Genomic DNA, 23,227 nt, shown 5'->3' with positions numbered 1-23,227 from the left:
CCAAGTGCTTTGGTAGGGACGGGCTTTGTCCCGCCCGCCGGAATAGCCGTTTACCGTTTATTGAAAAATGCGTATTGCCACCGAACCATGACACTGTGCCCAATTCTTCCCAACTACAAGCCTGAGCCATGACAATGCCGCCCAAACCCACCCACCTGCGTGTACACCAGTTTGTCGGATTGAGGCCCGGGCCATCGCTTTTGGTGCTGGGCGCCGTGCATGGCAATGAAACCTGTGGCACGCGCGCCATCCAGCGTGTGCTCGATGAGCTGCAAAGCGGCGAATTGGCCATTACGCGCGGCCGCCTCAGCCTGCTGCCCGTCACCAATCCCATGGCGTACCATCGTGGCGCCCGCGAAGGAGAGCGCAACCTCAATCGCAACCTGCGCCGTTGCGCCGATCCGCAAGACTTCGAGGACAGGGTGGCCGATGCCTTGTGCCCCCTGCTGGAAGCACATGAAGTACTGCTGGACCTGCATTCCTTCCATACCGCCGGCCAGCCGTTCGTGATGCTGGGGCCGCGCAACAACCACGGTGCGCTTGAGCCGTTTTCGCTGGCCGAGCCGGAAGAACGCCTGGCTGCCCACCTGGGGCCCAGGCGGGTACTGGAAGGCTGGATGGAAGCCTACGAGCAGGGGGTGCGGCGGCGCCGTCACGAGCGGCCTGCCTCGTCGCCCGAATTGCTCGATGCGGCATACGGCACAGGCACGGTGGAATATCTGCGTACCCGGGGCGGATATGGCGTTACGCTGGAGTGCGGTCAGCACGACGATCCGGACGCTCCCGCGGTGGCTTATCAGGCGATCCGGCAAACCCTGGCCTTGCTTGAAATGGCACCGCTGCCCTTGGCACCGCCACGCAAGGATTTCCAGATACTGCACCTGATGGATGTGATCGACCGCGATCATGCCGATGATGAGTTCGAGCGCGCCTGGGCGAGTTTCGATCCGGTCGAGCAAGGTCAGCTCATCGGCCGCCGGCATGCGGGCCAGGAAGTTCGGGCGCCGAGCGACGGTTTTGTGGTTTTCCCCAACCCGGAAGCCTTGCCGGGCAACGAGTGGTTTTATTTTGCCGTCGCGAGCGATCGGGTTTTGCGAACCTAGGCTGCGGAGTGCCCTCAGGGCGCGTCATGAAACAACAGATCAAGGGCATAGCGCCGGCCTGATCGTACGCGGCTGACGCCGTGTTTCAGCGTTACGCGGTAGATGCCGCGGGCTCCCTGAAATGGCCGGTCATGCACCGCAATCACGGCCGCATCGCCCTGGCGCAGGGACAAGACAATAGGGCGCGATTGCATGCGCGGACGCTGTTCGGTCATGACGAGTTCGCCGCCGGTAAAGTCGCGTTTCGGTTCCGACAGCAGGATGACGGCTTGCAAGGGAAACACCAGTGTGCCGTTTGCATTCCGATGCAGTGCTTCGTAATCGCCTTCGCCATGGCGCGACAAGGCGGACAAGGAACGGGTTTGTCCCGCCCGACGGCACTGGTCCAGCCATGCCTGCAGATGAGCCGGATAGACTCCGGCATGTCCCATTGCCGTATTCCAGCGATTGGCAATGGGCGCCAATTGTTCGTAGAGATACTCGCGCAAAGTGCGGACCGGCTCGGGCAGGGCTGGATCGAAGTAGTATTTCTCCTCCAGGCTTAAGCCCTCGGCTGCCGGTCCGGGGCGGGCGCGCAAAGAATGAGCGCGCTCGTACAGGCTGCTCAGGTTCAGGCACTCTTCAGCGGTCAGCAAGCCGGGAATGACGGCGCTGCCCTGCTTGTCCAGTTCGGACGATAGTTGCGCGCAGTGGTACATACAGGCCTAAGCCGCCTTGCGAAAGGTGAGGTTGATGCGTTGGGCGCCCAGTAAAGGATGGTCTGCTTCTTTGAGCGGCATCACGCCGTGGTAGCGCATGCGATCGACTCCGCCCCACACGGCCACGTCGCCGTGAAAGAGCGGCACGCGTGCGGCCCTGTCACCGCGCTCATGTCCGCCGAAAAGAAAGACAGCGGGAATTCCCAGCGATACCGAAACGATGGGCGCTTCGAGATCTTTTTCATTCTTGTCCTGGTGCAGCGACAGGCGCGTTCCGGGCAGATAGCGATTGATGAGGCATGCATCCGGTTCGAAATCGGCGAATCCAGCTTCCGTCGCGGCAGTGCGCGCCAGGCGCAGGAAAGAGTCGGGCATCGGCGGCCAGGCCTGCCGGGACTCAGGGTCTTGCCGCGTGTAACGATATCCATGCCGGTCGCTGGCCCAGCCCATCGCCCCGCAGTTGGTCAGCGCGACCGACATGAGGTATCCGCCCGGTGTCACCATATGGCGAAATGGCGAGGATTTTTGAATGGTCTCCAGCGCTGACAGCAAATCGGGCGCGCATGGCACGGCGAAGCCGCGCAACACACAGGCCTGCCTGCCCATGCACTCAGTGCCGGAAAGGGTGGAATCGAATTCGAATAGATCAAGTGTCACGAACGGCCTCACCGCGCGTCATGGAAAATAATGCCGAGTGTATGGCGCCGTCCCGACAGCACCCGGCTTACACCGTGGCGCATCGCAAGCCGGCTGATGCCGCGTTTTCCGGGCACAGGCCGGGTGTTGACGGTAAATATTACGGCGTCTCCCTGGTCCAGGGCGACGATATCGGCGCGAGCGGGCCGGCTTGACGATTGGGCGGTCATGACGAATTCGCCGCCCTCGAAGTCTTCGCCCGGTTGCGATAACAGAATCGCAACCTGTATGGGAAACACGTGTTCGCCGTACAAATCCTGATGCAGGCAATTGTAATCGTCCGGGCCGTATTCCAGAAGCAGCGGCGTCGGGCGAGTCTGGCCCGCCTCGTGGCAGCGTCGGATGAAGTCCGTATGCGCATCGGGGAAGCGTACTGCAATGCGCATGGCTTCGTTCCAGCGATTGGCGATCGGCACGAGATGCGGGTAGATGGCCGAGCGCAGCCGGGCTATTGGCTCAGGCAGCGGATAACGGAAATACTTGTATTCGCCGCGGCCGAATCCATGGCGGCTCATCACGATGCGGGATCGATACAGGGCGTCGTTCGGATACAGCGCGGCCACCGCCCGGCACTCCGCAGGCGTCAACAACCGGGGCAGCACCGCATTGCCGTATTGATCCAGCGAATGCGCCGCGGCATTCCAGTCGAGAGCATTGACGCGCAGCTTTATGTCATTGGGCTGTGCGGCGGAAAATGCTTCGTCGGCGGCCTGCCCTGCGGGAATCGCTTGCAGTGCCTGCCGTTCAGAAAAGGTTTGGGCCGTTGTGATGTTCAGGATGGAGCTCCGTTGAAATCTGTTCCGAGTGCCATACAGTCTACGGAAATGGCCGGCGGTCGACACCCCGTCTCTTGCTGCCGAATTTTCGCTTTATTATGCTACCGTACGATTTTTCCAGGGCCTTCTCTGGCCGGACTTATTTCCTTCCATGACATGTCTTCTCGCTCCGTAGCCGTAATAGGCGGTGGGCCCGCCGGTTTGATGGCGGCCGAAACACTGGCCCGGGCCGGCGTGCGTGTCGATATCTACGATGCGATGCCTTCAGTGGGCCGCAAGTTCTTGCTCGCCGGCCGCGGCGGTTTGAACCTGACGCATAGCGAATCGGATGCCGCATTCAGATCGAGGTTCGGCGACAGTGCGCCGCACGTGTCGGCATGGCTGGACCAGTTCGACGCCACAGCTTTGCGGCAATGGGCGCATGATCTGGGGATAGAAACCTTTGTCGGATCGTCGGGCCGCGTGTTTCCCAAAGAGATGAAGGCAGCTCCCTTACTGAGGGCTTGGCTGCAGAGGCTGCGCGCCGGTGGTGCAGCGGTGCATGCGCGGCATGTCTGGCGCGGCTGGGCCGATGATGGCGCCCTGATACTGGATACGCCCCAGGGTATCGTGACACGCCGTGCGGAAGCGGTGGTGCTGGCCTTGGGCGGAGCCAGTTGGGCGCGGCTCGGGTCGGACGGAGCCTGGCAGGCGCCGCTGGCGCAGAAAGGGGTTTCCGTGGCACCCCTGCTGCCTGCCAATGGCGGTTTTGTGGCGGACTGGAGCCCTTATTTCGCCGAACGGTTTGCCGGCCAGCCGCTGAAGTCGATTGCCATGGCACCGGGCGGCTTCGGCATGCGCCGCGGCGAGTGCATGGTAACGGCCGATGGCCTGGAAGGCGGGCTGATCTACGCCTGGTCGGCAACATTGCGCGCCACGGTGCTGGCCAAAGAGGCCGCGGTATTGCACATTGACTTGCTGCCGGGGCGCGATCCGGCTCAGGTGCTGGCTGAAGTGGCCCGGCCGCGCGGAGCGAGATCCTGGTCCAGCCATCTTGGCAGCCGCCTGGGCTTGCGCGGCGTCAAGGTCGGTTTGCTGCGTGAATGCCTGCCCAGAACGGCCTTTGATCATCCCGGGACTCTGGCGCAGGCTATCAAGTGTTTGCCGGTGCGGCTGCACGGCATGCGCCCCTTGGACGAGGCGATCAGCACGGCCGGCGGCGTGAAGTTCGATGGAGTGAACCGGGATTCCATGCTTCTGGCTTTGCCGGGCGTATTTTGCGCGGGCGAGATGCTCGACTGGGAAGCCCCGACCGGCGGCTATCTGTTGACCGCCTGTTTTGCCAGCGGCCGCGTGGCGGGTCTGGGCGTATTGCGTTGGCTGGGAATCCCGCTGGATCAATGATCGCTTGGTAATTACCGAAGGAATCTGCTCTCCAGGTCGCGCATGTGTGCATCGCCTTGCAGGGCAATGATCTCCTTGACCGAAGGAAGGGTCTTGTCCACTTCACGGATGCCGCCATCGCGGCGAATCTGGGCGAATACGGCTCGCATTGCCCCCACTGCGGCACGGATGGCATGATTTCCGTAGATCACGATGCCAACCTTGCCCAGTGCCGCAATATCGGCTTCCGTGAGCTGCGGGTAGGCGGTGGGCACCAGCACCAGGGGAATCTTGCCCGGCCATGCCTGGATGAAAGCCAGTATCTCGTCAGGGGTCTGCTGCTTTGAATGAATCAGGATCGCATCGGCGCCGGCTTCTTCATAGGCAAGGCCACGTTTGAGTGCCTCTTCCTGGCCCAGGCCGGCGATCAGCGCCTCGACTCGCGCTATCACCGCGAAATCCTGGTCTTTGCGCGCAGCGATCGCGCAGGCGATCTTGCCCTGGAATTCGGCGACGCGCACCAGTTCCTGGCGCCCCTCCGCGCGCAGGCTGGTGTCCTTCGGAAAAGTCTTGTCCTCCATGACAATAGCGGAGACCCCGGCCGCTTCATACTGCGGAACAATGTAGCCGACAGTCACAGCGTTGCCAAAGCCCGTATCGATGTCGGCAATCAGGGGGATCGACACCACGGAGGCTATGGCGCGCATCATCTCCAGATGGGTTGCCATGGAAAGGATGCTGGCATCCGGCAGGGCATAGCTGGCGGAGAGCTCGAAGCCGCTGCCCCAGATACCGTCAAAGCCGGCCTCCTCGGCCAATTTCGCCGCAAGAGGGTTGTGCGCCGACATTGCCGTGAAAAGCCTGCCGTTGGACAAAGCGGCGCGCAGGGCCTGGTTCTTGGTCATTGCGATTTCTCCTGTTTATCGACAGCGTGCCGTGGATTAAAACATGACCCATGCCTAGTGTGCCGTCTGGCTGATTTGAATATACGAACTAGGCAAACAGAGTGCCAGGCATTAGTGGTTAACCCCATTATGAAAATGAATTTTCTTAATTTATCATTCGTGTAAATTAAATTACATAAATCAAAGCAAGGGTTTTCATACGCCATGGCTTCAACCCCCTTGACGATTGCGGATCGCGTTCTAAAGACTTCCGCCACAATGAGCAGCACGCAAAGGCGCATGGCCGATTACGTGCTGTCCCATCAGTTCAAGGTCGCCACCATGACGATCGACGAGTTTGCGCGTGCTGTCGAGGTATCGGTGGCCACGGCAAACCGCTTTGCGCGTCATCTGGGCTTGCAGGGCTACCCGCATTTTCGCGCCGAACTGGCACGTGGGTTCCAGGCGGCTTTGGCACCCATCGAAAAGCTGCGCTCCGAACTGGCGCATCCAACCGGGGTGGCCGAGGTCTTTTTGGCATCGCTGCAGGAAGACATCCATAATTTCCAGGAAACCCAGGCCAAGCTCGACCCCAAGGTCTGCGAGCGCGCCGTCGACCTGATCCTATCGGCCGAACGGATATTCACGGTCGGATTCGGCGGCAGCGGCTTTCTGGCGGCCCTGTTGCAAAGGGGCTTGTGCACGTCTTGCGATTACGTCGAATGCCTGGCTACCGCCGGCGGCGCCTCGCATGCGGCCCGCCGGATGTCCCGGTTGACGTCCAGGGATCTGGTCATTGCGATCACTTTTCCGCGGTACTTGACCGATACCGTGTCCTTGGGGCGTGCCGCGAAGAAAGCGGGCGCCTCGTTACTGCTGTTGACCGACCGGCCGACATCGCCTCTTGCGCCGGATGCTTCTGTCGTGTTGTATGCCGGCAGCGAGCGCCGTTTCAGCGCCACCTCCGAAACGGCGGCGCTGGGTTTGGTGGAAGCCCTGTGCGCCGCCACCGCATACAAGGCGAAAGATACTCTTGAGTCCGCCACCGGTTTGGCGGTGTCGGTCATGCCCTGGCTGGTATTCGAAGGAGATTCAAATGGTTAAGCCCGTACTGGCCATTCACGGCGGTGCCGGCGCCCTGTCGCGCGCGGTCATGTCCAGCGAGGCCGAACGCCAATATCGCGCGGCGCTCGATGGCATTCTGCGTGCGGCCCACGCTGTGCTGGCCAAAGGGGGCGGCGCGCTGGATTGCGTGGCCCAGGCGGTTTGCCTGCTTGAAGATTGCCCTTTGTTCAATGCGGGCAAGGGGGCGGTGTTCACCAGCGCTGGCACGCACGAGCTCGATGCCGCGATTATGGATGGCGCCTCGCTCAACAGCGGTGCGGTTGCCAATGTGGAACACATCAAGCATCCGGTATTGGCCGCACGGGCGGTGCTGGAGCATAGCAACCACGTTTTCTTTGTAAGCCGGGGCGCCGAAGATTTTGCGCTTTCGCAAGGCCTTGAAATGGTCGAGAATCATTATTTTTCCACGCCGCAACGCAGGGAACAGTGGCTGCGCGTCGTAAACGAATTTCCAGGCCAGGCGGTTCTGGACCACGATGCGGCTCGGGTTCAGGCCCAAGCCGAGGCGCCGCTCGATCCCGATCGCAAGTTCGGCACGGTGGGCGCTGTGGCGATTGATGTCCATGGCAATCTGGCCGCCGCCACCTCGACCGGGGGGGTCACCAACAAGCAGATCGGTCGCGTGGGCGATGCACCGATTATCGGCGCGGGCTGTTACGCGGCCAATCGCACGGCCGCCGTTTCCACGACCGGCACGGGGGAAATGTTCATCCGTGCCGTTGCGGCCTACGATGTGGCCGCCCTGATGGACTACGCGGGCTTGAGCCTTGAACAGGCGGCCGAGAAGGTCGTGCATGAAAAGCTGGTGGCCATTCAGGGCCAGGGCGGGCTGATCGCCGTGGACGGCAAGGGTAATGTAACGATGCCGTTCAATACCGAGGGAATGTACCGCGGCTATCTGCGACAGGGCGAAGAACCCTTCGTCGCGATTTACAGGTAGCCGTGGCCATGAGCGCCGGCGCTGTGCAGGGCACCTTGGTTCAATCCGGTACGGGCGGCGACTTTCCCGATAACCGGGTGTTGCAGGTCAACGATCTGAGCGTGGAGTTCGTCTCGCCTCAACGGACTGTCCAGGCTGTCAACAAGCTGAGCTTTCATGTTGATTTCGGAGAGACGCTGGCTATCGTCGGTGAGTCCGGGTCGGGCAAGTCGGTGACGTCCCTGGCGCTGATGCGCCTGGTCGAGCATGGCGGCGGCAGGATTACAGGCGGCTCTTTATTATTGCGGCGGCGCAATTCGGCTGTGCTCGATCTTGTGTCGGCCAGCCCGGCGATCTTGCGCACCGCTCGCGGCGCGGACATGGCGATGATTTTCCAGGAGCCCATGACCTCTCTTAATCCGGTATTCGCGGTTGGCGAGCAAATTGCCGAATCGATACGTCTGCACCAGGGCATGGATGCGGCGGCAGCCAATGCGGAGGCGCTGCGCATGCTCGAGCGGGTACGGATTCCCGAGGCCCGTTCGGTGCTGGGTCGTTACCCGCATCAGTTGTCGGGAGGAATGCGCCAGCGGGTCATGATCGCCATGGCCCTGGCCTGCAAGCCGGCTTTGTTGATTGCCGACGAGCCCACGACGGCGCTCGACGTGACCATCCAGGCGCAGATATTGCAACTGATACGCGAGCTGCAGCAAGAGATGCGCATGGGAGTGATATTCATCACCCACGACATGGGGGTGGTGGCCGAAGTGGCGCATCGCGTTCTGGTGATGTATCGCGGCGATAAAGTCGAACAGGGCATTTCCGAGACTATTTTTTCCGCGCCGGCGCACCTCTATACCAGGGCGCTGCTGGCGGCTGTGCCGCGCCTGGGCGCCATGAACGGCACCGATTCCCCTGCGCCGTTTCCATTGTTGAATATTGAGTCGCAGGCGGGTCTTGAACCTGAACTCAAACCGGCCGGTGACACAGCCGCGCAGCCTGGTTCGGATCAAAGGCCGGCGGAGCCGACAGGTGCTGTCGACAAGGCCGTTCCGGTTCTGTCGGTGCGCAACCTGGTTACGCGTTTCGACGTGCGTGGCGGCCTGTTCGGCCGCGTGCAGCGCCGGGTGCATGCGGTCGAACAGGTGAGCTTCGATCTGTTCCCGGGCGAAACCCTGGCCTTGGTAGGCGAATCAGGCTGCGGCAAATCAACGACTGGCCGTTCGCTGTTGCGTCTGGTGGAAACCCAGCAGGGCTCGATCACATTCAATGGCCGTCAGATCGACCATCTTGAAGGTTCGGAATTACAAGCCTTGCGGCGCAATATCCAGTTTATTTTCCAGGATCCCTTTGCGTCGCTGGATCCACGCCTTACGGTGGGATTCTCCATTATGGAGCCCTTGCTGATCCATAAGGTTGCCACGCCCGGCCAGGCGCAGGCCACGGTCGAGCGCCTGATGCGCAGGGTCGGTTTGCCGCCCGAGATGGCGCATCGGTACCCGCATGAGTTTTCGGGTGGTCAGCGCCAGCGCATCTGCATCGCCCGGGCATTAGCCTTGAATCCGAAGGTTGTGATTGCCGATGAGTCAGTCTCCGCTCTGGATGTCTCCATACAGGCGCAGATCGTGAATTTGCTGATCGAGCTCCAGAACGAGCTGGGCATTGCGTTCCTGTTTATTTCGCACGATATGGCGGTGGTCGAACGCATCAGCCATCGCGTCGCGGTGATGTACATGGGGCAGATTGTCGAGATAGGGCCGCGTCGGGCCATTTTCGAAAATCCTCAACATGCCTACACGAAAAAACTGATGTCGGCAGTGCCTATTGCCGATCCCGGCCGCCGCCATATGTCGCACACCTTGTTGACCGGAGAAATCCCGAGCCCCATACGCAAGGTGGGCGACGAACCCGTGGTCATGCCGCTGGTGCAGTTCGGGCCAGACCATTTTGTTGCTCGCCACGAAGTGGGCGGGAGTTGTTCATAAAAAGAGGGCCATCCCCTTTTGTCATTTTTTGATAAACGCTCTGGAGGAGTTGTGATGATGAAAAAATTTACACCGACTGGCTTGATCGCCGCGGCGGCGCTGGCATTTGGCGTATTCAACGCCCCTGCCGCGCTGGCATCGAAAGACGTGACCGTAGCGGTGCCGATTGCGGTCGATTCGCTGGATCCCTATAACACGAACAGCACATTGAGCATGGCCGTGGGTAAATCCTATTACGAGGGGCTGTTCGCCTTCGACAAGGATTTGAAAATCGTCAATCTGCTGGCCACCGGCTACGACGTGAGTGCCGATGGGCTGGTCTACACCATCAAGCTGAAGCATGGTGTCAAGTTCCAGGACGGCACCGATTTCAACGCCGAAGCGGTCAAAGTGAATATCGACCGGGTAATGGACAAGGCCAATCACTTGGCTCGCTTCAACCAATTCAACCGCATTAAAAGCGTTGAGGCCGTCGATCCCTACACTGTCAAGTTCACGCTTACCGAACCGTTTTCACCGTTCATCAATTCGCTGGCGCATCCGTCGGCCATGATGATTTCGCCAGCGGCGCTCAAGAAGTACGGCAAGGACATTGCCTTTCATCCGGTGGGCACTGGTCCCTTCGAATTCGTGGACTGGAAGCCGTCCGAATACCTGAAGGTCAAGAAGTTCGCCGGCTATTGGGACAAAAGCTATCCGAAAATCGACAACTTGACGTTCCGCACGGTAACCGACAACAACACGCGCGCCGCTGTCATCCAGACGGGCGAGGCTCAGTTCGTCTACCCGGTGCCTTATGAGCAGGCGATCATCCTGAAGAAAAATCCCAAGTTGACGGTGACGGACAGCCCATCGATCTCGGTGAAATACCTGTCGTTCAATATGCTGCAAAAGCCGTTCGACAACCTCAAGGTGCGCGAGGCGATCAACTACGCCATCAACAAAAATGCCTTGATCAAAGTGGCCTTTGGCGGCTACGGCGGCCCGATGGAAGGCGTCGTTCCTGAAAGCGTGGATTACGGCGTGAAAATGAAACCGTGGCCTTATGACCCGGCCAAGGCTCGCGAGCTGCTGAAAGAGGCGGGTTATCCGAAGGGCTTCACAAGCACCTTGTGGTCGGCCTATAACGATGGCACATCGGTCAAGGTGGTCCAGTTCGTGCAGCAGCAACTGGCGCAAGTCGGCATCAAGGTGTCGCTCCAGGTGCTCGAGTCGGGGCAGCGCGTGCAGCAGGTGCAGTCGGTGCAGAATCCCAAGGATGCCCAGGTACGCATATTGTATGCGGGGTGGTCTTCGTCGACCGGCGAGGCCGATTGGGCGCTGCGGCCTCTGTTCGATTCCAGCGCATGGCCTCCGGTATTGAACAACACGGCCTATTACAAGAATCCCGCCGTCGATGCCGATATCGCCAAAGCACTGGTCATCACCGACCGCAAGCAAAAAGCGGCCATCTACAAGGATGCTCAGGAAAAGATCTGGAAGGACGCGCCCTGGGCCTTCCTGGCCATCCCCAGCAATATATCGGCTCAAAGCAAGAACCTGACCGGGATGTACACCATGCCTGATGGTTCATTCGAGTTCCGCGGTATTGATCTGAAACAATAGTCACTGCGATACGTGTACGGGATTGATTCCCGTACACAGAGACCAAGATGCTTATTTATATAGTCAAACGGACTCTGGGCATGCTGCCAACTTTGTTGTTGGTTGCGCTGGTGGTGTTTTTGTTCGTTCGTATGCTGCCCGGCGATCCGGCCCGACTGGCGGCTGGCCAGGACGCCGATCAGGAAACCGTTAACCTGGTTCGCCAGGAACTGGGGCTGGACAAGCCCTTGCCGGTACAGTTCGTCAGGTATTTCGACAATCTGCTGCACGGCGATCTGGGTACTTCATTGCGTACGAAGCGTCCGGTGGCCACGGTGATTGCCGAACGTTTCATGCCTACCCTGTGGCTGACGATACTCAGCATGGCCTGGTCCGTTATTTTCGGAATGGTGATCGGTATTGTGTCGTCGGTATGGCGCAACCGCTGGCCCGATCGATTGTGCATGACCCTGGCGGTATCGGGTATTTCATTTCCAGCCTTTGCGCTGGGCATGATGCTGATGCAGATATTCTCGGTGCAACTGGGCTGGCTTCCCACGGTAGGCGCTTCCAGTCCTAGCCATTACATTTTGCCGTCGATCACTTTGGGCGCGGCCGTGGCCTCGGTGATGGCGCGGTTTACGCGGGCTTCGTTTATCGAGGTCATGCAGGAAGACTATGTGCGCACCGCCCGAGCAAAGGGCCTGTCCGAAACCCTGGTGGTGATCAAGCACACTTTGCGCAATGCCATGATTCCGGTGGTTACCATGATGGGCCTGCAGTTCGGTTTCCTGCTGGGCGGATCCATAGTCGTGGAGGTGGTGTTCAGTTGGCCAGGCATGGGCAGCCTGCTGATCGACGCGGTAACCATGCGCGACTACCCGGTCATACAAGGGCTGGTGTTGCTGTTTTCCTTTGAATTCATATTGATTAATTTAGTCGTGGATGTGCTGTACGGCGTTATTAATCCGAGCATTCGGTACAAGTGAGGCCAATGATGAGCACGATTGTTCAGAAAGATATTCTGGCCCCGCCGCCGATATCCAATACCGTCAGGACTCCCTGGTCCGAATGCTGGCGGAAATTTCGCAAGCAGAAATTGGCCGTGGCGGCGGGCATGTTCTTGGTGCTGCTGATCCTGGTGGCGATCGTTGCTCCGTGGATCGTTCCCTACGATGCGGAAAACTTTTTCGATTACGATTTTCTTAATGCCGGACCGTCGGCCTTGCATTGGCTGGGGGTGGACTCCCTGGGGCGCGATATTTTCAGCCGCATCCTGATGGGTTCGCGGATTTCGCTTGCGGCCGGCTTTCTTTCGGTCGCGCTGGGCGGCGTCGTCGGCACCTTCCTCGGCCTGATGGCGGGCTACTATGAAGGGTGGTGGGAACGCATCACCATGCGTATTGCGGATGTGCTTCTGGCGTTTCCCGGAATTCTTCTGGCGATCGGCGTGGTGGCGGCCATGGGTTCGAGCATGGCCAATGTGATTGTCGCGGTGGCCGTTTTCAGCGTTCCGGCGTTTGCGCGGCTGGTGCGCGGCAATACCCTGTCGATCAAGCACATGACCTATGTAGAGGCCGTGCGCAGTGTCGGGGCGTCGGACTGGACCATTATTTTCCGTCACATCCTGCCCGGCACGATTTCGCCTATTGTCGTGTATGGAACAATGCGCGTGGGCACGTCGATCATCACGGCGGCCAGCCTGTCGTTCCTGGGACTGGGCGCCCAGCCCCCCACCCCTGAATGGGGCGCCATGCTCAATGAGGCCCGCTCCGATATGGTGCTGGCTCCCCATGTGGCCATTTTCCCGGCGCTCGCCATTTTCTTTACGGTGCTGGCTTTTAATCTCCTGGGCGATGGCCTGCGCGATGCGCTCGACCCCAAGCTCGATACATGAAACTCAGCAGGAAATTCGGTAAAAACATGAAAACAGGTGCGCCCCGCGTCGGGGTATTGCAGGCAGGTCCCTTGAATTTGATTTCGGATGTGGCCGGCGTCACGGTGGGTCATGCGACGCTGGCCGACGCCGCGGTGCAAACCGGGGTAACGGTGATCAGGCCGCACCCCGGCGATATGTTCAGGGACAAGGTTCCCGCCGCCGCGACCGTCTTGAATGGTTTTGCGAAAAGCGTAGGCCTTTTGCAACTGGGCGAACTGGGCGTGCTGGAAACACCGATTGCCTTGACCAATACATTTGGCGTGGCCTCCGTGGCACAGGCCCAGATCCGTCAGGCCATTGCCGCCAATCCCGAAATTGGCCGGGAGCTGCCTACGGTCAACCCCCTGGTATTCGAATGCAACGATGGCTATCTTAACGATATCCAGGCAATGGCCGTGGCCGAACGCGATTACCTGGCTGCCTGCCATTGTGCTCAATCCGGTTTCGAACAAGGAGCGGTGGGTGCCGGGCGCGGGATGTCGTGTTTCCAGCTTAAGGGCGGTATAGGCTCGGCCTCGCGCTTGACCCGTCCGATTAAAGAAATGGATGCCGTCTATACCGTGGGCACGCTGGTGCTCGCCAATTTCGGCAAGCTGCCCATGCTGACCGTGGCAGGGCAGGCGGTCGGCCGGACTTTGCAAGCGGCCGCCGATCAATACGACGATAGCCCTGAAAAAGGGTCAATCATTCTCATCGTGGCTACCGATGCTCCGCTCGATGCGCGGCAGTTGCGCCGCCTGTCCCTGCGTGCCGGGGTGGGCCTGGCCCGGACGGGCTCGGTCTTCGGTCATGGCAGCGGTGATCTGGCCCTGGCTTTTTCCACCTCCTATACCGTTCCCCATACACCCGAACGGGGCATGCCCGGCGTGCCCATGCTGCACGATGTCTTGCTGGATCCCTTGTTCCAGGCCTGTGCGGAAGCCGTGGAACAGGCCATCCTGAATGCCTTATGGAGCGCCGCGTCGGTAACAGGGCGAGACGGCAATAGGCGTTTGGGTATCACTGAATTCATTCCCGATTGGCCGCATTGGCTGGCGCAGACACAGCAGACACAGATACAGGGTCAGACATGAGAATCTTGGTTTCAACGGATATTGAAGGAGTGGCCGGTGTGTTTCATGCCGAGCAAACACGGCCCGGCAATCCCGAATATGAACGGGCGCGCTTGTGGATGACTCAGGAAGCCAACGCGGCAGCCCTGGGAGCCTTCGAAGGCGGGGCAAGCGAGGTGCTGGTCAACGATTCACATGGGAATTTCCGCAACCTGCTGCCCGACCATCTGGATGCGCGGGTACGCTGCATACAGGGCAAGCCGCGTTATCTGGGCATGATGGCGGGCCTTGAGCAGGGCTGCGATGCCGTGTTCATGATCGGCTACCATTCCAGGGCGCAGGGCCGGGGCATCTTGGCCCATACCATCAGCAGCTTTGCGTTTGCCCGCGTCGTCATCAACGATCTCGAATTGGGTGAACCGGGTTTGTACGCGGCCCTGGCCGGCGAATACGGAGTGCCTGTGGCGCTGGGCACGGGCGATAACCGCTTCATCGAAGAAAATACCGATCTGCTTGCGACGGCCTCGTGGTTCCAGACCAAAGAGGCTTTCGGCTTGAACAGTGGGTGCAGCCTGACTCCAGCCGCCGCCCAGGCGGCGATACGCTTGGCGGCCAAACAAGCCATGCCGCGCATCGCAAGCCTCAAGCCGTTCGTGATCGCGCCGCCGATCAATTGTGTGCTGACCGTGACCTCGAGCGGCATGGCCGACCTCTTCTGCCAACTGCCGTCCATCGAACGCGTAAGCGGTGTGGTGGTTCGATTCAATACCGATAAGGTCGAATCGGCCGTTCGCACGCTGAACAGCCTCTCGGCCATGTCGGCAATGTTGCGTTAATGGCATGTCCTGGGGGCGCTATGGCCGCGCCAGGTCAACGATGCTTTTGCCGCTATCGACTTCGGCGCGTTTGTCTATTTCGTGCTGAGCTTTTTTCTTGGCAAATGCCGGCGCGTCAAGAATGTGCTGGCGCGGAATAAAACAGACGCATGGACGGTGGTCGTGGCCCCGCTATTGGTAACAAAGGAAGGGAACGCGGCCCAACTCCCTTTTTCATTTTAGCGGAATCAATCCCGGTTTATGCAGAATAATTTCCTTAAGTAGGTCGACGACATATGCTTGCGGATCGACCCTTTCGCCGCGATAGGGTGCGGACAGTTTCACCCACGTGTTGCCGGCGCTGACAGCGTCCAGCAAGCAGGTAAAGCCTGGGCTGTTCACGCCTTTATCGGGGTTGGGGCAGCCGAAGTGATCGATGACGATCTTCGCCTTGCTGCGGGCAATGTCTCGCAGGATAAGCGGTAGCAGGTCGCCTTCGATAAATAGCTCCACATGCGGGCCAAGATCGCATGCCAATCCTCGGCGTACCTGATATGCTTGCGGAAAGCCCGTAACGCACACAAGCCCCTAAATGAATTCGATCGGAACGCAGTTGCTGTTGATTGGCACCATGGCCGTCTGGGGTTTGAATATTTCCGCCATCAAGGTATTGACCGATTACTTCGATCCTATGGTCATTGCCTGCTTCCGCATGGTGCTGGCCGCGGTAGTCATCGACATGAGCCTGGTCTGGTCGCGCCGGCCCGTGAAATTGTTGCGCATATCGGCCGGCCAGTGGCTGCGTTTCGTTCTGTGCGCCGCCTTCCTGGTCTATGGCAACCAGGTCTTCTTTACATCGGGCATGCATGCCGCCAGTGCCACCAACTCTTCGCTGATCATGGCTTTGAGTCCGCTTGTGGCGTCTGCCCTGGCCGCCCTGGTCTTTCGGGAATCCCTGACCGGTATCCGGCTGCTTGGCATCGCCCTGGGTTTCGGCGGCGTGTTCGCCGTGGTGTTCGGCAGCCAGGATGCGGCGCTGTCGGGGCCCGGCCGGGGCGACCTCCAGGTCTTCTGCTCCATGTTGAGCTTCGTCGTGGGCGGCATGCTTATCCAGACGCTGGCGCGGCAATTCAATGCGCTTGTCATTACCAGCATCGTCTACACGCTAGGGGCGGCTCTGCTTTGCCTGCATCTGTTCGTGTCGGGCACGGTCGGCCTCGGCCTGTCGGTATTGTTGGCGCCGGGAGCGTGGCCCTGGCTCCTGATGGTGTTTTCGGGAATCATCGCCACCGCCATGTGCAATGTCTTGTGGAATCGGGCAATCGCCGAACTGGGCGTTGCGCGTACGTCGCTGTACCAATACTGGATTCCCGTTTTCGGCGTGGGATTTGCCATGCTGTTGCTGGGCGAGCCGTTTACCGTGTGGCATGGCGTCGGTTTGCTGGGTATTTTGCTGGGCACCTATCTGGGCACCCGGCGCCCTGTGGTCTTGGCGGCAAAAGCCCGGGCATGATGCCCGATAGGCAAAGAGTCCTGTCGATGGGCTCGGTCGGCAGACAAGCCCAGCCGCGCTGAGATGCGGGATTCAAGCAATGCGTGGTCCGATGAGCATTCAAATGTGCTGGGCGCAACAATTATGAATGGCAGCTTGCCTTTTCCCTCCGCCCAGCAAGCGCACGGCCAGTGCCGTTAATCTGATAACCCCCGCCGGCACGTATCGGTTCGCCAATTTCATCAATGGATAACACGGTTCCATGGAGACCGCCGCGAGTACTTCGACATCCGTAGTGCGGGTCAGTGCAAGGCGAACTCCACACGCGTTGCCTCGCCGTCCTTTGCGTCTTTCGCATCGAGCTTGGGGGCCACGATGAAGACTCTGCTGGTCAGATTCTGCGCGGTCTCCTGCAACTGCTCATACACGGCCTGAGCCCTCGCCTCGGCAAGGTTGTGCAGGGCCTGCCTGCCCAGGGGGGCAACCGCGAGCAGCATGGCCTTCATCTGATCCGGGGGCTGCGACTTGGCCATGCCGACGAAATTGCGTGGCTTGCCCTTGATGTTGGTATCGCGGTAGACCTTTTCCAGATACTTGGCGCGGTCGGCATCGGTCAACGCAACACCCTTGGGATCAGGCGTTCGCCCTCGGCTGGCGGTGCCCTTGGCCTTGCGCAGTTGGTCGTCCAGCCAGGCCTGGCGCAGTCCAGTCTCGTCGGATTTCGGATCGGCGTGGCCGATGATGTCCATCTTCAGTGCCGGGCGGTCGGTGAGCGCCTTGGCAAGAGTCTCGATGCTGGACTTTGCCTTGTCGTCCAGCGCGGCGCTACCCGGTGCGAAGTCGATGTATGACAGGTCTTCCTGGCTGCCGCCAAAGGCGGAGGCCAACAGCTTGAAGGGCGACGACACCACCTTGACCAGCGTGTTCATTATCACCCGCACGACGATGCCACCCACCGAGAACTGCGGATCGTCCAGCGAGCCGGAGATCGGCAGGTCGATGTCGATGTTTCCGTTGGAATCCTTCAGCAGCGCGACCGCCAGCAGCACCGGCAGCTTGAGCGCGTCCGGGCTGTTGGAGGGTTTGCCAAAGGTGAGCTGGTTGAGCTGCACCTTGTTGCTGGCCTGCAATGCACGGTTCTTGATCTGGTATTGCAGATCAACGGTGAGCTTGCCGCGCTGGATGGCATAGCCCACGTATTTGGACGAATACGTCGTGAATCTGGGTAGGTCCACGCCCTTGGCGGAGGCCTTGATATCCAGCGCCAGATGTCGCGAGAAAGGTTGCACCGTGCCTGATACCGAGAAGGGCGCCGTGCTGTAGACGCGACCTGTGACGCTGACCTTGGCCGGTGCCGGCTTGACCGAAGACACGGCTGTGAGCGTGCCGTGAATGGACGACAGTTCGGCACGGTAATTGGGCCGTACGAAATGATCATTGAACGTCATGCGGCCGCGCTCGAGTCTGACGCTGCTGATCGAGATGTCCGGTTCACCGCCGGTACGCCTGGGCTCTGGCCTTGCCACTGATTTTTTCGCCGCCCTGGCCTTGGGTTCTTCAGGCCCGGCCTGCCCTTTCTTGGCGGTGTCGCTGCGGCGTGTCTGCGTATCCTGCGTGATGGAGCCCGCGGCGTTGCCCTTGCTGACCATGATGTCCGTGACATTCAGGTGCGCCTGATTATTGAGCAGAATGTTGCCGTAGAAGTCGTCCAGAACAATGTCGCCCAGGCCCAGGCTGAGCTTCGGCCCCGCCATCGAGACATGCATGTTGCTCAGGTCCAGGCGCTTCCAGTTGAGGAAGTCGGCCTTGTTGACACGGTCTTTGAGGTCGAGATCGTGGACTTGCGCGCCGCCGCGCCAGTCCACGCTCATGGGCTTTCCACTGTGCGCCGCGGCGAATTCGGCGCTCCCACGCGCGCCCAGCAACACGCTGCGCACGGTGGCATTCAGGCTGGAAGCGATATACGGAGCCAGGGACGCCACGTCGAAATTGGCCAGATTGACCGAAGTCTTTACCGACAGCGGTTGCGCCACGAGGACCCCTTTGAGAGCCAGCGTGCCACGTTTCTGAATGCCGTCGGCCTGCAAGGCGAATGTCGTCGGTGTGGCGTCGGGGGCCAGCCGGTCGGCTTCCAGCATCAGAGAGCCGATGGACAGGTTCACGCCGGGCTTGACGGTCTCGTCGCGCGCCTCGAGCTTGCGCAGACCGAGCTTCACGTCTCGCGCTTCGATCCGCGAATTCGCCACATTGACCTTGCCTTCGAGGTTCAGCCGACCGTCGCGCACGGTAAGGGGCGCGACATGGCGTATCGCCGCCGCGAAAGGCGCCAGGGCCAGATCGCTTAACTGGATTTGTGCGTTCACCGAGAGCGGCTGCAGCACCACGGGTGCGTGGATCTGCAGCGAGCCGCCGCCCGGAACATTGGCCACGCTCAGTTGCAGGGCCATGGGCTGCCCCGCCGTTTGCGGCATGGCGATGTGCCTGGCCTCGCCGGTCACGCCGCCCAGCGGATAGTCCAGGCCGATCGGGTCGTCGCGTAGATGTACTTCGCCGGCATTGAGCTTGACGTCATCGACGGAGATCTTCCAGGCCGATGGTGCGGCAGGCGCGGTGCTGACCGGCACGGCGGGTACCGTGTCAGCCACGGGTGTGCCCGACGCGGATGTGGTGGCCGCTTTGGCTGGTGATGAAGTGGCGGGCGCGGACGAGCCACTCAGCTTGGCGAAGCCCTCGGCCACGCGCTGCCAGTTCCATTGTCTGGCATCGCGGTGCATTTCCACGCGCGGTTTTGTCAGGGCCACTGTCCCGATGGAGGCGGCCCGTGTGCTCGGATCGATGTCGATGTCTCCGACCTGCAAGTCGTCCCAGGCCAACAGCGGCGCACCCGATGCCTCGCTCACGTCGAGCTGGCGCAGCGCCAGGCCACCCTGTACGCGAATGTGCGGCGCAGCGTCGGGAGGCTGTTCGAACAGTACCTGCAGCTTGGAGTCGAGCAAGGCATGCTTGACCTTGACAGGCAGGGGCAAGGGCCAGAAATCCGCCCACTTCGCGAGTCCCAGCCCCGTGAACACCACGTTCAGCGTGGACACGGGAATTTTGTCGAAAGGCCGTGCCGTCCCGGTCAGGTCGAATGGGCTGCCGTTGATGCTCATGTGCACCTTGGGCTGCACGTCGATGTGCGTGGCATAGCCGAACGACGAGATGAAGGGTATGCCCAGCGTGAGCTGGTCGATCACCTGCTGGCGGCCTGTGACATGGTCGTCCAGGCTGATGACGCCGCGGGTCAGCGACATATTGTTCAAGGAGAAGCGCGGCAGCCCGGTCTTGGCCGGCTTGGATCCGGTGGGTTTGTCGGCCGACATTCTGACAATCCGGTCGACAATGTCGGAAAAATTGAAATGCGTGGCGTCCTGCCGTACCAGCGTGAATTTGGGCTGATCGATATGGATTCTGTCGATGACCGGCGCGAACATCACGATTGACCGCCAGGCCACGCGGAGGTCGACTTCGCCGATTTGCAGCAGCGGCGTCGCCCGGGGCTGGCCTATGGTGATGCCGTGCGCTCGCAGCGCGAGTGTGAAAGGGTTGAATGTGATCTTGCCCACCGTCACTTCGCGGCCCAGCACCTGGGAGACATCCTGGGTCAGCGCATTGTGTACCACCTTGGGCATCAGCCAGGCAGCCAAGCCGGCCAGGACGAGCAGCGTCAACACCGTGCCAGCCAGTATCTTGCCTGCCCGTCGGCTGAGCCTCGGCACTGGCATCCGCAAACGCATACATGTACTCCCGGCTAGATTTTCGTGTGTCCGTCCATCCCACAAACATTGCCGCTAAGCTGCTTATATGCCTATGGACCCATGGTGCCTGTGACTTTGGCGCTCATTATCGCCGCCAGACCCAAGGTCCGTCCATCGCGGGTCATAGACATTTGCAATTCTTTATTCATGGCGCCGAGGGCACCCTTGGCCGCCTTACGCCGGGGTCTGTGAAAGGGTGCGTCTTGCATCCGTCCGTCTTCGGCGTTAATGCGGGAATTGCAGGAGTTTGAAGGGTAGATGAGTAGATCAAAAAAAGCCGCTCTGATGAGCGGCTCTCTTACGCCTTGATGCGGTGGCTTTGCGCAATTCGTTGGTGGCCTGGGGCGGAATCGAACCACCGACACAAGGATTTTCAATCCTCTGCTCTACCGACTGAGCTACCAGGCCAACAAGAAGGCGAAATGATACACGAAAATCATAAGGCGCGCTTCGCACAACGCCCTCGATCCTTATTTACTCTGAATTTCTATAAATTTCAATGGGGGTTTATAATCCTAGGCTGTCTGGAGTGTGTCCACTACGCGCGCGGCTGTCGCCGTCGCCACTAATTACATGTCTGTTGATGTCCTGACCTTCGGCCTGAATCATGTCTCCGCCCCGGTGGCGGTGCGTGAGCGTGTCTCGATGCCGCTTGATCTGCTCAAGCCGGCGCTGGATGGCTTGCGCTCGGCGTTCGGGGCTTCGGTCAAGGAAGCGGCCATTCTGTCGACCTGTAATCGCACCGAAATCTACTGCGCGGCGGAGCCGCACGTCTCCGAGCAGTTGCCGGCCTGGATGGCGGAGTTCAATCGCCTCGAAGCGGGCAGTTTACGGCCTCATTTGTACCAGTATCAGCAAAACGAAGCCGTGCGCCACGCCTTTCGCGTGGCCAGTGGGCTCGATTCGATGGTGTTGGGCGAGCCGCAGATCCTGGGCCAGATGAAAGAGGCGGTGCGTGCCGCCAATGAGGCCGGGGCGTTGGGCACCATGCTGCATCAGCTATTCCAGCGCACGTTCTCGGTGGCCAAGGAAGTCCGGTCGCAAACCGCCATAGGCGCCGAGTCGGTTTCGATGGCGGCGGCGGCAGTGCGTTTGGCCGAACGGGTGTTCGGCGATCTGTCGCAAGCCAGCGTGCTGTTCATCGGCGCGGGCGAAATGATCGAGCTCTGTGCCACTCATTTTGCGGCGCTGAAACCCAAGCATGTGGTGGTGGCCAATCGCACGCTGGAGCGCGCCGATTTGCTGGCTTCGCGTTTTACGGCCAAAACCATGAGGCTGGCCGATATCCCCGATAAGCTCGCCGATTTCGATGTCATCGTTTCCTGTACGGCAAGCTCCTTGCCCATCCTCGGCCTGGGGATGGTGGAAAGGGCTACGCGCTTGCGGCGCCATCGCCCCATGGTCATGGTCGATCTGGCGGTGCCGCGCGACATCGAAGCCGAGGTCGGACGCTTGGCCGATGTGTATCTGTATTCAGTCGACGACCTGGGACGCATGGTGCAAAGCGGCACCGATGCGCGCCGTGCCGCCGTGGTGCAGGCCGAGGCGATCATCGAGACGCGGGTGCAGAATTTCATGCACTGGCTGCAAAATCGCGAAATCGTGCCGGCCATTATCGATTTGCATCAGGCGGCCGACCAGGTTCGCCTGGCCGAGCTCGATCGCGCCCGCCGCATGCTGGCGCGCGGCGAATCGCCCGAGCTGGTGCTGGAACAACTGGCCTATGGCCTGACTCAAAAATACCTGCACGGTCCCCTGGCGGCGCTGAATCAAAGCGAAGCGGGCGACGAACGCGAACAATTGCTGGCCTTGCTGCCACGCCTGCTGCCCGATACGAACCGCCGTCGTTAGCTGCGATCCCGCAGTGTCCTGTTGCGCGTGTTTGTTTCCATCTCTCATTTTTCCTTTCCTTTCCAATTTATGAAAAATTCCATGCGCAATCGCTTGGAGCAGTTTGCCCGCCGATTAGTCGAAGTCGATGCGATGCTGGCCGAGCCCGAGATCGCCGGCGATATGGATCGCTTTCGCAAGCTGTCGCGCGAACGTGCCGAGCTGGACCCGGTGGTGGAGGTGTTTGCCGCCTACACGGCGGTCGAGGCTGATATGCAGGCCGCGCAGGAAATGCTGGGCGATCCGGAAATGAAAGCCCTGGGTGAAGAAGAACTGAAGCAGGGCAAAGGCAGGCTGGAAGAGCTGGACGACGAGTTGCAGATTCTGCTTTTGCCGCGCGACCCCGACGATAGCCGCAGCGTGTTTCTGGAGATTCGCGCGGGTACGGGCGGCGATGAAAGTGCGCTGTTTTCCGGCGATCTGCTGCGCATGTACACGCGCTATGCCGAGCAACAGGGATGGAAGGCCGAGCTCATGTCCGAAAGCGCCTCGGAATTGGGCGGATACAAAGAGGTGATTGCCCGCATCGAGGGCGATGGCGTGTACGGACGCCTCAAGTTCGAATCGGGGGCGCATCGCGTGCAGCGGGTTCCCGAAACCGAGACGCAAGGGCGGATTCATACCTCGGCGTGCACGGTGGCAGTGTTGCCCGAGGCCGACCCGCAAAGCGATATTGTCATCAATTCCTCGGATTTGCGTATCGATACCTTCCGGGCCAGCGGCGCCGGCGGCCAGCACATCAACAAGACCGACTCGGCCGTGCGCATCACTCACTTGCCTACGGGGCTGGTGGTGGAGTGCCAGGACGACCGGTCGCAGCATCGCAATAAAGACAAAGCCATGCAGGTGCTGGCGGCGCGCCTGAAAGACAAGCAACAGCAGGAACAGCACAGCAAAGAGGCGGCGCAGCGCAAGAGCCTGGTGGGTTCGGGCGACCGTTCGGAGCGGATCCGCACCTATAACTACCCGCAGGGGCGGGTGACCGACCATCGCATCAACCTGACGCTTTACAAGCTGCAGCAAATCATGGAAGGTAATCTGGACGAACTGACCGGCGCATTGCTGGCCGAACACCAGGCCGAGCTGTTGGCGGCACTGGGCGACGAGTAA

The 23,227-nt window shown here is 60.4% G+C and carries 19 protein-coding genes and 1 tRNA gene; 13 read left to right on the top strand and 7 right to left on the bottom strand.

The window, feature by feature from the left end:
* Positions 1-128 precede the first annotated feature (128 nt).
* The gene (locus ACYVIS_RS01840; RefSeq protein WP_460873113.1) at positions 129-1,103 is read left to right on the top strand and encodes a M14 family metallopeptidase; all 975 of its coding nucleotides are present in this window, start codon (positions 129-131) and stop codon (positions 1,101-1,103) included.
* 14 nt (positions 1,104-1,117) lie between these two features.
* On the opposite strand, the gene ACYVIS_RS01835 is transcribed toward ACYVIS_RS01840, so the two are convergent.
* From ACYVIS_RS01835 to ACYVIS_RS01825, 3 genes are read right to left on the bottom strand one after another with little or no spacing between them, the layout of a single operon-like run.
* Positions 1,118-1,801 (bottom strand): 2OG-Fe(II) oxygenase, encoded by a 684-nt coding sequence (locus tag ACYVIS_RS01835; RefSeq protein ID WP_460873112.1) that lies wholly within the window; start codon positions 1,799-1,801, stop codon positions 1,118-1,120.
* A 6-nt stretch (positions 1,802-1,807) separates the two neighbouring features.
* Positions 1,808-2,458, bottom strand: a complete 651-nt coding sequence (gene alkB, locus ACYVIS_RS01830) for a DNA oxidative demethylase AlkB (RefSeq protein WP_255696601.1) — start codon at positions 2,456-2,458, stop codon at positions 1,808-1,810.
* Positions 2,459-2,466: 8 nt separating this feature from the next.
* Positions 2,467-3,222 carry a 2OG-Fe(II) oxygenase gene (locus ACYVIS_RS01825; RefSeq protein ID WP_460873185.1) on the bottom strand — a complete coding sequence of 252 codons (756 nt, stop codon included), beginning with the start codon at positions 3,220-3,222 and terminating at the stop codon, positions 2,467-2,469.
* A 207-nt stretch (positions 3,223-3,429) separates the two neighbouring features.
* Between ACYVIS_RS01825 and ACYVIS_RS01820 the strand changes: the two genes are divergently transcribed.
* Positions 3,430-4,656 carry a TIGR03862 family flavoprotein gene (locus ACYVIS_RS01820; RefSeq protein ID WP_460873111.1) on the top strand — a complete coding sequence of 409 codons (1,227 nt, stop codon included), beginning with the start codon at positions 3,430-3,432 and terminating at the stop codon, positions 4,654-4,656.
* An 11-nt stretch (positions 4,657-4,667) separates the two neighbouring features.
* Here the strand turns inward: ACYVIS_RS01820 and ACYVIS_RS01815 are convergent, their stop codons facing one another.
* Positions 4,668-5,540 carry a phosphonopyruvate hydrolase gene (locus ACYVIS_RS01815; protein WP_460873110.1) on the bottom strand — a complete coding sequence of 291 codons (873 nt, stop codon included), beginning with the start codon at positions 5,538-5,540 and terminating at the stop codon, positions 4,668-4,670.
* Positions 5,541-5,744: 204 nt separating this feature from the next.
* Here ACYVIS_RS01815 and ACYVIS_RS01810 point away from each other — a divergent pair, with 204 nt between their 5' ends.
* Genes ACYVIS_RS01810 through ACYVIS_RS01775 form a run of 8 tightly spaced genes read left to right on the top strand, consistent with a single transcriptional unit; the run spans position 5,745 to position 14,959 of the window.
* Complete coding sequence (locus ACYVIS_RS01810) at positions 5,745-6,623, top strand: MurR/RpiR family transcriptional regulator (protein ID WP_460873109.1); 879 nt, start codon at positions 5,745-5,747, stop codon at positions 6,621-6,623.
* Positions 6,616-7,584: an isoaspartyl peptidase/L-asparaginase family protein gene (locus tag ACYVIS_RS01805; RefSeq protein ID WP_460873108.1), complete on the top strand. Its 969-nt coding sequence runs from the start codon at positions 6,616-6,618 to the stop codon at positions 7,582-7,584. The genes ACYVIS_RS01810 and ACYVIS_RS01805 overlap by 8 nt, the downstream gene beginning before the upstream one ends.
* Positions 7,585-7,592: 8 nt before the next feature.
* The gene (locus ACYVIS_RS01800) at positions 7,593-9,548 is read left to right on the top strand and encodes a dipeptide ABC transporter ATP-binding protein (RefSeq protein WP_460873107.1); all 1,956 of its coding nucleotides are present in this window, start codon (positions 7,593-7,595) and stop codon (positions 9,546-9,548) included.
* Positions 9,549-9,602: 54 nt separating this feature from the next.
* Positions 9,603-11,153, top strand: a complete 1,551-nt coding sequence (gsiB, locus tag ACYVIS_RS01795; RefSeq protein ID WP_232742241.1) for a glutathione ABC transporter substrate-binding protein GsiB — start codon at positions 9,603-9,605, stop codon at positions 11,151-11,153.
* 47 nt (positions 11,154-11,200) lie between these two features.
* Positions 11,201-12,121 carry a glutathione ABC transporter permease GsiC gene (gsiC, locus tag ACYVIS_RS01790; protein ID WP_232742242.1) on the top strand — a complete coding sequence of 307 codons (921 nt, stop codon included), beginning with the start codon at positions 11,201-11,203 and terminating at the stop codon, positions 12,119-12,121.
* A gap of 5 nt (positions 12,122-12,126) precedes the next feature.
* On the top strand, positions 12,127-13,029 hold the full coding sequence (gene gsiD, locus ACYVIS_RS01785) for a glutathione ABC transporter permease GsiD (RefSeq protein ID WP_232742243.1): 903 nt from the start codon (positions 12,127-12,129) through the stop codon (positions 13,027-13,029).
* A 26-nt stretch (positions 13,030-13,055) separates the two neighbouring features.
* The gene (locus ACYVIS_RS01780; protein ID WP_460873105.1) at positions 13,056-14,144 is read left to right on the top strand and encodes a DmpA family aminopeptidase; all 1,089 of its coding nucleotides are present in this window, start codon (positions 13,056-13,058) and stop codon (positions 14,142-14,144) included.
* Complete coding sequence (locus ACYVIS_RS01775) at positions 14,141-14,959, top strand: M55 family metallopeptidase (RefSeq protein WP_460873104.1); 819 nt, start codon at positions 14,141-14,143, stop codon at positions 14,957-14,959. The genes ACYVIS_RS01780 and ACYVIS_RS01775 overlap by 4 nt, the downstream gene beginning before the upstream one ends.
* Before the next feature lie 213 nt (positions 14,960-15,172).
* On the opposite strand, the gene ACYVIS_RS01770 is transcribed toward ACYVIS_RS01775, so the two are convergent.
* Positions 15,173-15,451, bottom strand: a complete 279-nt coding sequence (locus ACYVIS_RS01770) for a hypothetical protein (RefSeq protein ID WP_460873103.1) — start codon at positions 15,449-15,451, stop codon at positions 15,173-15,175.
* Between the two features lie 79 nt (positions 15,452-15,530).
* On the opposite strand from ACYVIS_RS01770, the gene ACYVIS_RS01765 reads away from it, so the two are divergent.
* Positions 15,531-16,451 (top strand): DMT family transporter, encoded by a 921-nt coding sequence (locus tag ACYVIS_RS01765; RefSeq protein WP_460873102.1) that lies wholly within the window; start codon positions 15,531-15,533, stop codon positions 16,449-16,451.
* A gap of 281 nt (positions 16,452-16,732) precedes the next feature.
* Here ACYVIS_RS01765 and ACYVIS_RS01760 read toward each other — a convergent pair whose 3' ends face one another.
* Together ACYVIS_RS01760 and ACYVIS_RS01755 are read right to left on the bottom strand one after the other, a co-directional pair.
* Complete coding sequence (locus ACYVIS_RS01760) at positions 16,733-20,206, bottom strand: DUF748 domain-containing protein (RefSeq protein WP_460873101.1); 3,474 nt, start codon at positions 20,204-20,206, stop codon at positions 16,733-16,735.
* A gap of 353 nt (positions 20,207-20,559) precedes the next feature.
* Positions 20,560-20,635, bottom strand: a tRNA-Phe gene (locus tag ACYVIS_RS01755).
* Positions 20,636-20,800: 165 nt separating this feature from the next.
* Here ACYVIS_RS01755 and hemA point away from each other — a divergent pair.
* Entirely contained in the window at positions 20,801-22,078 is a 1,278-nt protein-coding gene (gene hemA, locus ACYVIS_RS01750) for a glutamyl-tRNA reductase (RefSeq protein ID WP_232742258.1), read from the top strand.
* A gap of 69 nt (positions 22,079-22,147) precedes the next feature.
* On the top strand, positions 22,148-23,227 hold the full coding sequence (gene prfA, locus ACYVIS_RS01745) for a peptide chain release factor 1 (RefSeq protein ID WP_232742259.1): 1,080 nt from the start codon (positions 22,148-22,150) through the stop codon (positions 23,225-23,227).

The organism is Paralcaligenes ginsengisoli, assembly GCF_054781135.1.
Note: the sequence above shows the minus strand (reverse complement) of the source record. Positions and strands in the feature narration are given on the sequence as shown.